This window comes from Streptomyces ossamyceticus, from assembly GCF_001418475.1.
Taxonomy (GTDB): Bacteria; Actinomycetota; Actinomycetes; order Streptomycetales; family Streptomycetaceae; genus Streptomyces; species Streptomyces ossamyceticus.
In genome coordinates, this window is record NZ_LIQX01000394.1 from 1 (window position 1) to 13731 (window position 13731).

The 13731-nt window shown below is 71.8% G+C and carries 12 protein-coding genes; 5 read left to right on the plus strand and 7 right to left on the minus strand.

Features of this window, described 5'->3' with window-relative positions; translation table 11 throughout:
- Nucleotides 1-58: 58 nt before the first annotated feature.
- Nucleotides 59-931, minus strand: coding sequence for a LysR family transcriptional regulator (locus tag AOK15_RS26885; RefSeq protein ID WP_055520951.1), 873 nt, complete (start codon nt 929-931; stop codon nt 59-61).
- A gap of 117 nt (nt 932-1048) precedes the next feature.
- On the opposite strand from AOK15_RS26885, the gene AOK15_RS26890 reads away from it, so the two are divergent.
- Nucleotides 1049-1807, plus strand: a complete 759-nt coding sequence (locus tag AOK15_RS26890) for a CTP synthase C-terminal region-related (seleno)protein (RefSeq protein WP_055520942.1) — start codon at nt 1049-1051, stop codon at nt 1805-1807.
- Between the two features lie 13 nt (nt 1808-1820).
- Here the strand turns inward: AOK15_RS26890 and cyc2 are convergent, their stop codons facing one another.
- From cyc2 to AOK15_RS26910, 4 genes are all read right to left on the minus strand, one after another.
- Nucleotides 1821-4028, minus strand: a complete 2208-nt coding sequence (cyc2, locus tag AOK15_RS26895; RefSeq protein WP_055520943.1) for a germacradienol/geosmin synthase Cyc2 — start codon at nt 4026-4028, stop codon at nt 1821-1823.
- Between the two features lie 101 nt (nt 4029-4129).
- The gene (locus AOK15_RS26900; RefSeq protein WP_055520944.1) at nt 4130-5272 is read right to left on the minus strand and encodes a damage-control phosphatase ARMT1 family protein; all 1143 of its coding nucleotides are present in this window, start codon (nt 5270-5272) and stop codon (nt 4130-4132) included.
- Nucleotides 5265-5936, minus strand: a complete 672-nt coding sequence (locus AOK15_RS26905) for a hypothetical protein (protein WP_240508609.1) — start codon at nt 5934-5936, stop codon at nt 5265-5267. Before AOK15_RS26905 ends, AOK15_RS26900 begins: the two co-directional genes overlap by 8 nt.
- Before the next feature lie 115 nt (nt 5937-6051).
- Nucleotides 6052-7875: a S8 family peptidase gene (locus AOK15_RS26910; protein ID WP_055520945.1), complete on the minus strand. Its 1824-nt coding sequence runs from the start codon at nt 7873-7875 to the stop codon at nt 6052-6054.
- A gap of 426 nt (nt 7876-8301) precedes the next feature.
- Between AOK15_RS26910 and AOK15_RS26915 the strand changes: the two genes are divergently transcribed.
- On the plus strand, nt 8302-9267 hold the full coding sequence (locus AOK15_RS26915) for a lytic polysaccharide monooxygenase auxiliary activity family 9 protein (protein WP_055520946.1): 966 nt from the start codon (nt 8302-8304) through the stop codon (nt 9265-9267).
- Between the two features lie 124 nt (nt 9268-9391).
- Here AOK15_RS26915 and AOK15_RS26920 read toward each other — a convergent pair whose 3' ends face one another.
- Complete coding sequence (locus tag AOK15_RS26920) at nt 9392-10045, minus strand: hypothetical protein (protein WP_055520947.1); 654 nt, start codon at nt 10043-10045, stop codon at nt 9392-9394.
- A gap of 688 nt (nt 10046-10733) precedes the next feature.
- Here AOK15_RS26920 and AOK15_RS26925 point away from each other — a divergent pair.
- Both AOK15_RS26925 and AOK15_RS26930 read left to right on the plus strand, forming a co-directional pair.
- Nucleotides 10734-11396: a DUF6230 family protein gene (locus AOK15_RS26925; RefSeq protein ID WP_055520948.1), complete on the plus strand. Its 663-nt coding sequence runs from the start codon at nt 10734-10736 to the stop codon at nt 11394-11396.
- Nucleotides 11393-11809: a DUF6114 domain-containing protein gene (locus tag AOK15_RS26930; RefSeq protein ID WP_185093514.1), complete on the plus strand. Its 417-nt coding sequence runs from the start codon at nt 11393-11395 to the stop codon at nt 11807-11809. Before AOK15_RS26925 ends, AOK15_RS26930 begins: the two co-directional genes overlap by 4 nt.
- 28 nt (nt 11810-11837) lie before the next feature.
- Here the strand turns inward: AOK15_RS26930 and AOK15_RS26935 are convergent, their stop codons facing one another.
- Entirely contained in the window at nt 11838-12230 is a 393-nt protein-coding gene (locus tag AOK15_RS26935; RefSeq protein ID WP_055520949.1) for a hypothetical protein, read from the minus strand.
- Nucleotides 12231-12428: 198 nt separating this feature from the next.
- Between AOK15_RS26935 and AOK15_RS26940 the strand changes: the two genes are divergently transcribed.
- Nucleotides 12429-13676 (plus strand): cytochrome P450 family protein, encoded by a 1248-nt coding sequence (locus AOK15_RS26940; protein ID WP_055520950.1) that lies wholly within the window; start codon nt 12429-12431, stop codon nt 13674-13676.
- The last annotated feature ends 55 nt before the right edge of the window (nt 13677-13731 follow it).

Consider the following 13731-nt stretch of genomic DNA (forward strand, 5'->3'; position numbering starts at 1 on the left):
GTCCCCGCCGTCCCCGCCGTCGGCGGATCATGCCTCGCTCCGCCCGTGCGCCTGGCCCTCACTCCCGGTGCTGGTCCGTCAGTTCGCGGGCCAGGGCCGCTGCCGGGCCTCGCAGGGCTCCGCCGTGGATCAGTTCCGTGCGGTGCACCAGGCGGGGCGCGACCAGCGGGACGGCGACCGCTCCCGGTACGTCGGTCGTGAAGCTGCGGGGCAGGACCGTCAGGCCGTGCCCGGCGGCGGCGAGGGTCGCGAGCGTCCGCAGGTCGGTGCCCTCGTAGCGCAGGGCGGTGCGGACGCCTCCCGCGCCCCCCGCGGTGTGGAGGCGGTCCAGGGGCAGGCCCGCGCCGGGCGCGTCCAGCCAGCGGGCGTCGACGAGGTCGGCGAGGCGCAGTCCGGGGCGCCGGGCGAGGGGGTGGGCGGCCGGGAGGAGGACGCAGACGGGTTCCTCGGCGATGCCGCACGTGGTGAGCGGCGCGACGTCGGGCAGCCCCAGCGGGTCGCTGGGCGCGGCGAGCCCGTCGACCAGGCCGAGGTCGGCGGCGCCGGTGGCGACCGCCGCCGGGATGTCGGCGCGGGCGAGGGCCCGCAGGGTCACGCCGGCGGCGGGCAGCGCGGCGACGGTCCGGGGGCCGAGGGCGGTCGGGGTCACGGCGAGGGTCAGCCCGTGCTCCGGCGCGGACGCCATCCGGACCACGTCGGCGCGGGCCGCGTCCAGCCGCAGCAGCAGGGGCCCGGCGTGTTCGAGGAGCCGCTCCCCGGCGGCCGTGGGCCCGACCGGACGCCGGGTCAGCAGGGCGGCGCCGAGGTCCTGTTCCAGCGCGGCGATGTGCTGGGACACCGCGGACTGGGTGTAGCCCAGCTCGCGCGCGGCCTCGGAGAACGAGGCGAGGCGCGCCACGGTGACATAGGTACGGAGCAGATGCGGATCCATGGCGGCCATGATCCCGCTACGCCCCCGAGATGCACCCAAGCCGCATCAGCGTTGCTTATCGGGAGTGCGGAAATCATCGTTGGACGTGAACACGGGCCCGCGCCGAGGATGGCGGACATGACGAACAGCCCGGCGCAGGCCGCCTCCTCCGCTTCCCGTTCCGCCCGACTCGCCCTGGTCGGCGACCGCTCCCCCGACGTGGTGTCGCACATCCGGATCCCGCGGTTCCTCGACTCCCTCGCGGAACGGGACCGGCTCGTCGTCGACGCCTACTGGATCCACTCCGAGGACGCCGCCGCGGACCCGGCGGCCGTGCGCGGCTTCGACGCGGTGTGGGTGGTGCCGGGCAGTCCCTACCGCAACGAGGCCGGGGTGCTGTCCGCGATCCGCACGGCCCGTGAGGAGGGCATCCCGTTCCTCGGCACCTGTGGCGGCTTCCAGCACGCGCTGCTGGAGTACGCGCGCACGGTGTGCGGGCTCACCGGGGTCGCGCACGCCGAGAACGACCCGGACGCCGAGGACTTCCTGATCGAGCCGCTCGCCTGCTCCCTGGCCGGCCATGAGGCAGCCGTGCGCGTCGAGCCCGGTTCGCTCGCGCAGTCCGTGCTGGGCGCCGAGCGGACCGTCGAGCGGTACTCCTGCCGGTACGGCCCCTCCGCTCACCTCGACACCCTGCGGGCGCACGGGCTGCGCTTCTCCGGGCACGACGACGACGGCCAGGTCCGGATCGTCGAACTGCCGGGCCACCCCTTCTTCCTGGCCACCCTCTTCCAGCCCGAACTCTCCGGCGACGGCAGCCGCCCGCACCCGTTCGTGCGCGGGCTGGCCCGGGCCGCGGTGGACCACGCGACCCGGGCGGCACAGCTGCCGGTGTGAGCCGTGCGGGGCGTCAGCCGACCCGGGCCGGGGCGAACGGCAGGGCCGGCGCCCGGCCGGGGACGAAGCCGTGGGCGCGGCGGGCCAGGAAGGCGGGGTTGTAGCGGTCGACCTGCCGGTGCCAGTTCAGGATGCCGGCGAGCCAGTTCCGCAGGTCGTCCACATAGCCGTCCATGATGTCGCACGCCTCCCGCGACAGCTCGAAGTCGTCGTAGACGACGGGGAGTTCATGGGCGACGACATGCTCGAACTGCCGCATGCGCTGGGTCATCAGGTCGTGGACCACGCCGAGCGCGGTCGGGTAGTCGCAGCCGAAGAAGTTCTGCACGACGAGGATCGCGTTGTGGACCTCGCCCTCGTACTCGATCTCCTTCTGGTACGAGAACACGTCGTTGATGAGGCACGCGTAGTCGATGGCCGCGTTCTCCAGGGAGCGGACGGGGCCGCTGCCGTAGACCTCGGGCGGGATCTGCGGGCCGTGGCCCATCCGGCACAGGCTCAGGGTGAGGTCGGAGCCGAAGGTGGCGCGGCGCATCTCCAGGTAGTCGACCGGGTCGGGGACCCGGTTCTGGAGCTGGTTGAACACCTCCCACACCCAGCTCTCGGTCATCTTGTCGACGGACGCCTTCAGGGTGCGCCGCTCGTCGGGGGTCATCTCCGCGGTGGTCCGCGCCCACAGGTCGATCAGGCCCCGTTCCATCCCGTTCACCGGGACGGGGACCGCCTCCCCCTCGACGGGCATGCAGTCGGAGAGCCGGGCGGTCGTGAGGCGCGCGGCGGCCACGTCGCGGCGGTGGCCGAAGACCAGGGGGTAGTAGTCGTCGCCGTACGTGCCCCAGGCCAGCCACTGCGAGCTGAGGTCCAGTTCCTCGGCGGTGGCGTCCGGGTCGAGGCCGGCCGCGCACAGCGGCAGGTCGGCGGCGGCGAGCCGCTCCTCGTCCCAGACGCCCTCGCCGAGGATGCCCATCGCGTGCGACCAGGCAGCGAGGCGGGGGCGGGCGGCGTCCAGGTGCGGGCACAGCTCCACCTGGAAGGGCATGTGGAAGTCGGGGATCAGGGACGGTCCGACCTTCTGGTACGGCAGGTGCGCGCGGGTGCGCAGCCGTTCGGCGGCGGCGGAGGCGAACAGCGCCCCCACGTCGGCGGCGGACGTGCCGAACCCCGCCCCGGTGACCAGGGCCGGGCCGGAGAGGAGCGCGCCGCCGAGGTCGAGCGGGCCGCGCGAGGAGCTCGCCCCGTCGTTCATGTAGCGGCTGGACCGCATGTGCCACTCGTGGCCGCCGGCCTGCCAGTCCTGGAGGCCCTTGGTGTACGCGGCGACGGCGGCGATCTCGGGCGGGGTGAGTCCCTGCTCCAGGGCCAGCGCGGGGACCTCGGTGAGCGCGGTGTCCTCGAACTGGTGCAGCCGTGAGGTGAGGATGTCGTTGACGGTCTCGGCGGCCTGTTGCGTGTCGCAGCCGAAGAACGTCTCCAGGACGAGCACGCCGTTGCTGTTCTCCCCCTCGTCCTCGACCTCCCGCTGGTAGGAGAACAGGTCGTTGCGCAGGTGGACGGCGTCCGAGAACGTCTCCATCAGGACCCGCAGGGGCCTCGACCCGGCGACCGCGGCGGGCACCTCCGCGGTCGCGTACTCGACGAGACCGGCGGACCAGGGGGCGCCGCCGACCTTCCGGCGCATCTCGATGTACTCGACGGGGTTGGCGATCCGCCCCTCGTTGATGTTGGACAGCTCCCACAGCGACTCGTTGAGCAGATGCTCGGTCGCCACGGCGAAGCGGCGCCGCCAGTCCATCGACATCGCCGGGACCGTGCGCGCCCAGAGGTCGGCGAGCCCGGCCTCCACCGGGTTCCGCGGCTCGGGGACGGGGGTGGCCAGGTCCAGCGGCATGAACAGCGGGAGCCGGTCGAGGTGGGCCTTGCCGCCGGGCCGGTCCTGGGAGCGCTTGAACAGTTCCAGGAAGTGGTCGTCGAAGAAGAACACCCACACGTACCAGTCGGTGATGAGCGAGAGTGCCGGGCCGTCGCAGTCGGGATGGGTGTACGCGCACAGCAACCCGTAGTCGTGCGCGTCGAGGTCCGCCTGTTGCCAGACGCCGGAGCCCTCCAGCATGCCCATCTCCCGCGCCCACGCGCTGGTGTGGGCACGGGCCTCGTCGAGGTGGGGGTTCAGCCGCGCGGGGTACGGCAGATAGAAGTGCGGGAGGTGGAACGGCTGCGTCATGGCCGGGCCCTACCCGTGGTCCCCGACCGGCATCCGGGCGGCGGAACATGATCACACCATCGCGTGAATCCGGGCGCTTTCGTCGCGGGCGCCCGGACTTCTCAGCTCGTACCGGCGTTCACCTGGATCACCGCGTGGGCTCCGCCGGTGCGCCACCGCTGCCCCTCCGCGGCCACCAACGCGGCCTCGGTGGCGGCGTCCAGGCCCACGATCACATCGGACTTGAGGGTGCGCAGGGCGGCCACCGGACCGGGGAAGTACGCGGTGACGGAGGCGAAGGACGTGGTCGGCGGCCAGAGCCGGTCGCCCACCAGGCGCCGGTAGTTGAGGTCGCCCTTGAAGAGGGTGAGGTCGGCGGAGGCGAACTCCTCGCGCAGGTCGTCCGGCATGTCCGCGTACGGCAGCGGGGCGCAGGAGAAGGGGTGGGCGCGCAGCTCGAGACGGCCGTCGGCGAGGGCGGACCACAGCCGTCGCCCGGCGGCGTTCTTCGCGGCGACGAGGTGGCGTACGGCGTCGAGGGCGTCGGCGGTGGTGGCGTCCGAGACGAAGTACGGGTACGGCTTCAGATGCAGCACGGCGCGCTCGACGCGGCCCCGGGTGAGGAGGTCGTCGACGAGGAGGAGGTCGGGGATCAGTTCGCGGCCCGCGTTGTCGGCGACCAGGCAGAGCGCTCCGCCGCCGGACAGCAGGGACAGCAGTTCCTCGCTGTCGTCCGCGAGCAGCCGGGAGTCCGCCGCGGACTCGGCGGTCTGGATGCGGAAGCCGAGGTCGGCCCGGTTGCCCCAGAGCGAGCCGTGCAGCAGGGCCGTCAGCCGCTCGTGCGGGGACCGTTCGGCGAGGGCGTCGGCGGCGGTGAGTTCGGCCGCCGCCTCGGGGGTGTCGAGTTCGGCGAGCTTGAAGGGGCGGAAGGGGTCGACGCCCTGCCAGGGGCCGGGGCCGAAGAAGCCGACGGCGTGCAGGAGCCGGCGGTAGAAGCAGCTCTCGGCGACGAGGAACGGCAGGTCGAACCAGGACCGGTCGGCGTGGCGGCGTACGTCCCAGGTGTCCCACCAGGGGTCCTCGTGCGGGGGTGCGAGGACGCCGTCGGTCGCGTCGTGCAGCAGTGTCGCGAGGGTGTGGCGCTGCTCGGGGCCGTAGGGGGTGGCGTCGAGGACCTTGCGGATGAGGGCGGGGTGCCGTTCGGCGAGGACGGCGTGCGCGAAGGAGGCCGGGTCGGTGCCGTGGATCAGGGGGGCGTCAGGCACGGTCGGGAGTCCCTCCGTGGCCGGTGGGCGCCGTGGACGGCAGGGCGACGTCCTTGACCTTCTTGTCGAGTTGCCGGCCGTAACCGGCCTCGGTCCACACGTACTTCTGGAACTGCTCGGGGGTCAGGGCGCCCTGCCACGGGGTGCCCGCCGGGTAGAACACGGCGCCGCAGGCGGAGCAGTGGTGGGCGGGCCGCCAGAGGAGTTCGGCGCGGGGTTCGCCCCGCATGACGGCCTTCCGCTCGCGCAGCTCGCCCCGGACCACGGCGAGGGTGCCGACGAACAGCGCCACCGCGAGCAGGGAACCGGCGATCGTGTACACGGGTTTGTCGTTCTGGAGTCCGCTGCGGGCGAGATAGGAGCCCATGGCGACGAGGACCATGCCCTCGATGAAGTGCAGGACGGTGTCGAAGCGGGACGGCACCCCAGGGGACCGCGCGAGCCGGTCCGTCAGTCCCCCGGTCCGGGACTCCGGGTCGGCGCAGGTCTCGGCGACCGTGCGCACCGACGGTCCGGATCCGCCGCAGCCGGGGCACACCGCCGCGACCGGTGCCGGGTTCCCGTCGGTTCGCTCCGACCGGGTCCCGTCGAGCCTCCGCGACGGGACCCCCTCGGTCTGCTCGGGCTGGGTCCCCTCGGACTTCTCGGTCTTCTTCGTCGACATGCGCCTACGCTAACGGCCCGCTGACGGCACACCGGAAAAGGGCCGGCGGCCGACCGATGCCCGCTCGCATCGGTCGGCCGCCGGCAGTGGGGGGTGGCGGTCAGTGGGGCTGACGTCAGAAGGTCAGCTTCCAGCTGTTGAGCCGGCCGGTGTCCGCGGACGCCACGTCCTGGACACGCAGCTTCCAGGTGCCGTTGGCGACCTCGCTGGACGCGTTCACCGTGTAGGTGGTGTTCACGTCGTCGGCGGAGTCCGAGGAGCTGGAGGCCTTCAGACGGTAGGTCGAACCGTCCGGGGCCACCAGGTCCAGGACCAGGTCACCGCGGTAGGTGTGGGTGATGTCCACACCGACCTGGAGGGTGGAGGGCGCGTTGCCGCTGCGCCCGGTGACGGAGATCGAGGACTCGATCGCCGAGCCGTTGTCCGGGATGGACACGGCGGTGGTGTTGGTGAAGGTGGTGCCCCCCGTGGAGCCCCCGCCGGAGCCGCCGGACACCGCCTGCACCGTCTTGGCCGCGTCGGCCAGACCCGCGCCGCAGCCGCCGGAGCAGGAGCCGGGCAGAGCGCGGGCGTTGGCCTTGATCGCGGACTCGATCTGGGCCGGGGTCAGCGAGGAGTTCGCCGACTTCAGCAGGGCGGCGAGGCCCGCGATGTGCGGGGTGGCCATGCTGGTGCCCTGGTAGTAGTCGTACGACTCCGAGGTGGGCGTCTTCGTGCCCGCGTTCAGCGTGGACAGGATGCCGTTGGCGGTGCCGGTGCTGGTCTGGCCGCCGGGCGCCGAGATGTCCACGAGGGAGCCGAAGTTGGAGTACGAGGCCCTGGCGCCCGAGCGGTTGGTCGCCGCGACCGAGATGACGTTGTTGCAGTTGCCGGGCGAGTGGTTCGCCACGTTGTCGTTCTCGTTGCCGGCGGCCACGACGACGGTCGTACCGCGGTTCACGGCGGCGGTGATGGCGCTCTGGGTCGCCGTGGTGCAGGCGCCGTCGCCACCGAGGCTCATGTTGATGACCTTGGCGACGTTGGTGTTGGCCGGGACGCCGGAGACGGTGCCGCCGGAGGCCCAGGTGATGGCGTCGATGATGTCCGAGTCGTAGCCACCGCACTTGCCGAGGACGCGGATCGGGGAGATCTTCGCGCCGTGGGCGATACCGGCGATGCCCTTGCCGTTGTTGGTGGCGGCGGCGATGGTGCCCGCGACGTGCGTGCCGTGCCAGGAGGAGTCGCTGGCGGGAATGCCCGAACCGCACTCGTTGGCGTTGTACCAGTCGCCCGGGTCGGCCGGGTTGCTGTCGCGGCCGTTGCCGTCGACGGAGACCGCGGTGTCGGCGATGAAGTCGTAACCGCCGACGATGTTCGCGGCCAGGTCGGAGTGGGCGACGTAGCCGGTGTCGATGACGGCGACGGTCACACCGGTGCCGGTGGTGACGTCCCAGGCGCCCGGCACGCGCATGCCGGCGGTGGACTCGAAGAGATCCCACTGCTTGCTGTACTCGGTGTCGTTCGGGTCCGCCTTGGGCTTGTTCAGGCGGTCGGGGACGACATAGGCGACCTGCGGGTCGGACCGGTACTCGGCGATGACGTCGGCGACGTCCGTCCGGGTGAGGTCCTCGCCCAGGTCGACGAGGGCGGCCCCCGTGCCGAGGCGACGCTGGAAGTCGAGGTTCTCGCCGGCTTCCTTGCCCTTGGCCTCGGCGTCGGCGGAGGCGGCCTTGTTCGACTTGGCCTCGGCCGCACCGGACTTGTAGCCGACGATCAGGCGCTCGGCGACGGTGCCGGGGGCGGCCTCGGTGGCTCCGGCGACGGCCGGGGCGGCGTCGGCCTTGGCGGAGGGGGCCTGGGCGACGGCGACCGAGGTGGTCATGCCGGCCACCAGGGCGACGGAGACCGCGACGACGGATATGAGCTTCCGTCCGGTGGTGCGTGGGGTGGAGGTACGCAAGGGCTTCGCCTTTCGTGGCCTGCTCATGTCAGGGGAGGAGCGGCAGTGAGTCGCTTCGTCGTCGAAGCGGCGGGGGGGTCCAGAAAGGGGGTGTGGCGCAGAGGCCGGCCAGGCGCAAGCTGTTCACCAGGGGTTACCTGTGGTTCAGCTGTGGCAGCACAGTAGGCAAAGCGCTGGTCATGGGGATACGGGGAAAACCCTCGACCCCCCTGAGGAACTCCCCTATCCCGTAGGGCAGTCGGGGCGGATATGCCGCTTCGCCGGGTTTGCCGAGGCGATTTCGGGATCCCTGCGGATGGCTGGATCCGACCGGTCGAACAGGGTGGGCCTCCGTTGAACGCGGGTCGCCCCGGCCGGGCCGGGTTCCGTTGAACGCGGTCTCCCCGGGTCCCGTACGACTCGGTGGACCACCCACCCCCGAACCCCATGGATCGGACGTACCGGATGTACCGCTTGTCCGCCCACCGCACCGCCGCCCTGCTCGTGGCGGCACCCCTGCTCGTGACGGCGGCGGCCGTCACCCCCGCGTCCGCGCACGGCGCGCCGACCGATCCGGTGAGCCGGGTGTCGGCGTGCTCGCCCGTGGGCGGCGACCGGGCGGACTCGGCGGCTTGCCGGGCGGCGGTCGCCGCGAACGGGGCGCCCTTCACCGCGTGGGACAACCTGCGGATCGCCGGGGTGAACGGCCGTGACCGGCAGGTCGTCCCCGACGGGAAGCTGTGCAGCGGCGGGCTCGCGGCCTACCGGGGGCTCGACCTGGCCCGTGCCGACTGGCCCTCGACGCGGCTCGCCCCCGGCGGCACGCTGAATCTGACGTACCGGTCGACGATCCCGCACACCGGGACGTTCAAGCTGTTCCTGACGAAGCCGGGATACGACCCGAAGAAGCCGCTCAACTGGTCCGATCTGCCCGAGCGGCCGTTCGCCTCGGTCACCGACCCGCCCCTGCGGGACGGCTCGTACCGCTTCTCGGCGAAGCTGCCGGCCGACCGCTCCGGCCACCATGTGCTGTACACGATCTGGCAGAACACGAGCACGGTGGACACGTACTACTCGTGCTCGGACGTGGTGTTCCCGGCGGCCGCGAAGGCCGAGCCGGACGCCGGCGGGCAGCGGGCGGAGCGGACGCCGGACGCCGCCGGGGAGTCCGTGCCGAGCAGGAAGCCGAAGGCCGGGAAGCCCACTCCCACGCCGACGCCCACCCCCTCCCGCGAGCCGTCCTCGGCGTCCGGGGAGGCCGCGTCCGACGGCGGGGCGGAGGTGCCCGGCAGCCCCGTGGCCTCCACGACCGACGACAGCGGCACCTCCGTTCCGCTGGTGGCGGGGGGCGCCGCGGCGATGGTGCTCGCCGCGGGCGCCGCCCTCTTCCTCCGCGGACGCAGGCGCCGCTGACGGTGGCCGTGTCGGCCGGTGAGTACTCGGCCGGTCGGCCGGATCAGTGCGTACTCAAGGGTCCGGCCGGATCAGTGAGCCCTCGGGTGACCGGCCGGACCCGGTGGGTGTGTGCGGGTCGGCGTCAGTTGACGAAGACCGTGGAGCCGCCCTGGCTGCCGTCGGTGACGGGCGAGTACTTCGCGGTGAAGTAGCCGGTGCTGAAGCACAGCGACGAGCCGGAGACCCGGGCGAACGGCTGGGCGGTGAAGTTGATGCTGTTGTCGGCGTTGCTGGACGTGCCGTTGATGCTGGGCGCCTGGTACACGCAGTTGATGGTGCCCAGCAGGGTGCGCAGGACGACGGTGGTCTGGATGACCGAGCCGGCCTGCGGGCTGACGGTGACGACACCGTCCGAGGTCACGGTCGTCGTGTAGGGCAGGTTGTTGACCGTGATGCTGTTGACGCCGGTCACACCGAAGACGTTGCTGGTGCAGCTGCCGAAGGTGTGCGCGGTGACGGACTCGGTGGCCGCGCCGGGCGCCGCCGGGTTGTCGGTGACGGTGGCGTTGAAGGCCGACTCGGCGCAGGAGATGCCGCTCGTGCCGGTGGCGCTGGAGCGGAACGTGGCGGCCGTGCCGGAGGCGAGGGTGGCGTTGAGGACGTCGCCGACCGCGACCGCGTCACCGGCGACCCCGCCGGTGGTCAGCACGGTGTCGGCGGCGGAGGCGGGGCTGACGGCGGACACCATCAGGGCGGCGGTGGTTCCGACGAGGGCAAGGAGGGATCGCGTACGCATGGGGAGTGCCTCTTCTCAGGAGGATGAGAACTGCGGGTGAGTGCGCGCGGGTGGACACCGTTCGCGCGGGGGAACGCGGCGATGCCGCTCGACGCCGTTCGGTCGCTGCCGATCCGTGACACGCCTTCTCCGTACGTGACGGATCGACAGCGACAGGTCCGGGATCCGGGCACGGCCCAGTGGAGGGGAAGGCGACCGTGCCCGGCACCGGCGAGGGGTGGTACCGCGTCGGGCCGCGCAGCGCTTTCCATGTCACCCGCACCCCGTCGGTGACGGGGGCTCGGGACGGTGACGGGCGCTGCGCGTCGGATCCGGCGCCACGGATCCGTTGGGGGAAACCCGGGAGAGTTGTAAACCTGAGGGAGAGTCAACGTCAAGGCATCGCAAGGAAGTTGGGTGCAGGAAAACGCCGCCCGACATGCGGTGCGGAAGATCGGGGAAGGACAAAACCAAAGGTGAGAGATGTTCACCTTTCACAGGGGCGGCACAACCAACATCCTTTTGCCACAAGCACCTTGACCCTTGAATGTAACCACCGGTAACTTCCGGATTGGCTACTGCGGCGTAGCAAGTAAGCCCTTGCACCCTCGGGAGGTGTGCTCAGGAGTGCGCCGCAACCGCTGTCCGCGCCAGGACAACGTGCCGTCGAAGCCCCATCTGCAATGACTTAAAGGTCCAGGGAGCACACATGGCCTCGTCCTCGGACGCCACGGCGTCCACCAACGAAAGACCCGAGGGTTCCGAGACATCCGGCAGACACGGGCGGGTCCGCCTCAAGCGTGCCGCCGTGATGGCGGTGCCGGCCACAGCGGTCGCCGCCGGTCTGATGATCCTCACCGCGCAGGGCGCCCTGGGTGTCCAGTTCGCCATCTCCGGTATGCCGTTCGTCGTCACCGCCGACAAGCTCGAAGGTGAGGGCTTCGCCCAGTTCGGCGCGCTGGACCACATGATCGAGAACAGCCCCAACGAGGGTGACACCGGCGGCCAGGTGCTCGTCGTGACCTCGGTCGTCAAGAACGGCAAGCTGACCAACCTCTGCCAGAGCGTCGACCTCGGCGGCATCCAGCTCGTCCTCACCGCGGGCAACAAATCCACGCCGGTGAGCGTGAAGAACCTGGCGATCGACTCCGACGACATCAGCGGCGACGCCTCGTTCAACAACATCGAGATCGGCCGTGACTCCAGCACGTTCGACAAGGTCGGACAGCAGGGTCCTCCCGGTGTCTACGGCCAGCAGGCCGACTCGGTCACCATCACCGACCTGTACCAGCACAACTACGCCGCCACCGCGGCCGTCTTCAAGCTGCCCGACCTGCACATGCGATTCCAGAGCGAGGGCTGCCCGAAGTGAGCGGATTCCGGGAGTGGAGAGGACGCCGGCCCTTCGCGGGCGGGCTGCTGCTGTTCCTGGGCGGCGCGGAGATCCTGGTGACCATGAAGGCACCGCTCCCCATCGTCCTGAAGCTCGGAATGCAGGGCCTGGCGGGTTATCTGCTGCCCTCGCTGATGATCGTGTGCGGGCTGCTGATCGTTTTCAACCCGTCCCAGCGCCTGTTCTACTCCATCCTCGGGATCCTGCTCTCCCTGGGCACCTGGCTCACGTCCAACATCGGCGGGTTCGTCGTGGGCCTGCTGATGGGCGCCGTCGGCAGCACGCTCGCCTTCGGGTGGCTGCCGGACCAGGAACCCCGGCGCACCCGCAAGGACCGCGCCCGCGACCGGACCGCGAAGCTGCACCAGCAGGAGCAGCCCGCCGAGGCGTGACACCCGCGGTACGACGACCCCGCGCCCCCTAGAGGGGCGCGGGGAACTGCGCTGCCGAGGTCAGGGCCGCGCCCAGACGGGCCGTGTCGGTCCAGTAGTGGTCGTGGGAGAGCGGCACCCGCCAGTAGAGGCCGGGGCCCGAGGTGCGGCGCAGGGGCGGTACCGCCACATGGCAGCCGGCTCCGAGGACCTGGACGCCCGCCATCCGCCAGTCGGCCCCGTCACCGGGCGTCACCAGCCAGTACATGATCCCGCCGAAGCCGTCCTCGATGACGGCTCCCGTGGCGTCCCCGAGAGCCGTCAGCGCCGGTACGCCGAGGGCGACCGGCACCCGGACCGCGTTCCACCAGCGCCCGGCGGGCACCGTACGCACCTCGGGGCTGTACGAGCACATCCAGCGCGGGGCCCGGCTGACAGTCATGGCACTCACCGGCTCTTCAAGGGGGGGTGGGCCCGATCCTAGGAGCCCCTCCCGCACCCGACTTGCGGGAACGCGCAGGGAAGTTGCCCGTGTACGCAGCGCGTCGCCGGTGAACTCGCCCAGCGACACCGCGGAGCCGTAGCGTGACCGGGTTTCCACGGTGCGCCGTGGCCGTGTTCCCGACCGCAGGAGGGCCCGATGGGCAACCCCAGCCCGTTAGTGATTGACGCGTCCGGCAGTGACATCCACGGCGAGGCCGACCGGATCCGCGCGCACGGCCCGGCGACCCGTGTGGTGCTCCCGGGGCCGCCCGCCGTCGAGGCGTGGGCGGTCAGCAGCCCCGAGCTGCTCAAGCGGCTGCTCACCGATCCCCGTGTGTCGAAGGACGCGCGGCGCCACTGGCCGCGGTTCGCGGCCGGTGAGATCACCCCGGAGTGGCCGCTGTTCACCTGGGTCGCCGTGCAGAACATGTTCACGGCGTACGGCGGCGACCACAAACGGCTGCGGACCCTGGTCGCCAAGGCGTTCACCGCGCGCCGGACGGCCGCGATGCGGCCCCGCATCGAGAAGATCACCGAGGAACTGCTCGACCACGTCGAGGACGGCCTGCGCGGCGGCGGAAGCGTCGACCTGCGGGAGGAGTTCTGCTACCCCCTGCCGATCCGGGTGATCAGCGAGCTGTTCGGGCTGCCCGAGGAACGGGCCCCGGAACTGCGGGAGTTGGTGGACCGTCTCTTCGACACGTCCGCCGACCCCGGTGAGATGACGGCGGCCTACGAGCGGCTCTACGGCGTCCTCGGTGAACTCGTCGCCGCGAAGCGGGCCACGCCCGGCGACGACCTGACCACCGGGCTGATCGCGGCCCGCGACGAGGACGACGCGCGGCTGAGCGAGCAGGAACTGCTGGACACCCTGGTGCTGATGATCAGCGCCGGCCACGAGACCACGGTGAACCTCCTCGACCAGGCCGTGCACTCCCTGCTCACCCACCCCGAGCAGCTCGCGCATGTCCGTGAGGGCCGGGCGACCTGGGACGACGTGGTGGAGGAGACCCTGCGGTACGAGGCGCCGGTGGCGAGCCTGCCGCTGCGGTACGCGGTGGAGGACCTGGACCTCGCCGCGTTCGGCGGGCCGGAGGGCGTGGTGATCGGCAAGGGGGAGGCGATCCTCGCGGCGTACGCCGCCGCCGGACGTGATCCCGAACGGCACGGGAAGGACGCGGGTGTCTTCGACGTCACCCGCGTCGACAAGGAGCACCTCGCGTTCGGGCACGGGGTGCACTTCTGCGTGGGCGCTCTGCTGGGGCGGATGGAGGCGCGCATCGCCCTGCCGGCGCTGTTCGCGAGGTTCCCCGCGCTGCGGTTGGGGGCGGAGGGAGACGCGTTGGGGTACGTGGAGTCGTTCATCTCGAACGGGCATCGGCGGTTGCCTGTACGCGGTTCGTAGGTGCCGGGGGGGGTGCGTGGGCGGCTGCGGGTGAGTGGGGGTTGTTCGCGCAGTT

What these genes read in the sequence shown, in the direction of transcription:
- AOK15_RS26885 (WP_055520951.1), bottom strand. Translation starts at nt 931, where the DNA reads ATGGATCCGCATCTGCTCCGTACCTATGTCACCGTGGCGCGCCTCGCC.
- AOK15_RS26890 (WP_055520942.1), top strand. Translation starts at nt 1,049, where the DNA reads ATGACGAACAGCCCGGCGCAGGCCGCCTCCTCCGCTTCCCGTTCCGCC.
- cyc2 (WP_055520943.1), bottom strand. Translation starts at nt 4,028, where the DNA reads ATGACGCAGCCGTTCCACCTCCCGCACTTCTATCTGCCGTACCCCGCG.
- AOK15_RS26905 (WP_240508609.1), bottom strand. Translation starts at nt 5,936, where the DNA reads ATGTCGACGAAGAAGACCGAGAAGTCCGAGGGGACCCAGCCCGAGCAG.
- AOK15_RS26915 (WP_055520946.1), top strand. Translation starts at nt 8,302, where the DNA reads ATGGATCGGACGTACCGGATGTACCGCTTGTCCGCCCACCGCACCGCC.
- AOK15_RS26920 (WP_055520947.1), bottom strand. Translation starts at nt 10,045, where the DNA reads ATGCGTACGCGATCCCTCCTTGCCCTCGTCGGAACCACCGCCGCCCTG.
- AOK15_RS26925 (WP_055520948.1), top strand. Translation starts at nt 10,734, where the DNA reads ATGGCCTCGTCCTCGGACGCCACGGCGTCCACCAACGAAAGACCCGAG.
- AOK15_RS26935 (WP_055520949.1), bottom strand. Translation starts at nt 12,230, where the DNA reads ATGACTGTCAGCCGGGCCCCGCGCTGGATGTGCTCGTACAGCCCCGAG.
- AOK15_RS26940 (WP_055520950.1), top strand. Translation starts at nt 12,429, where the DNA reads ATGGGCAACCCCAGCCCGTTAGTGATTGACGCGTCCGGCAGTGACATC.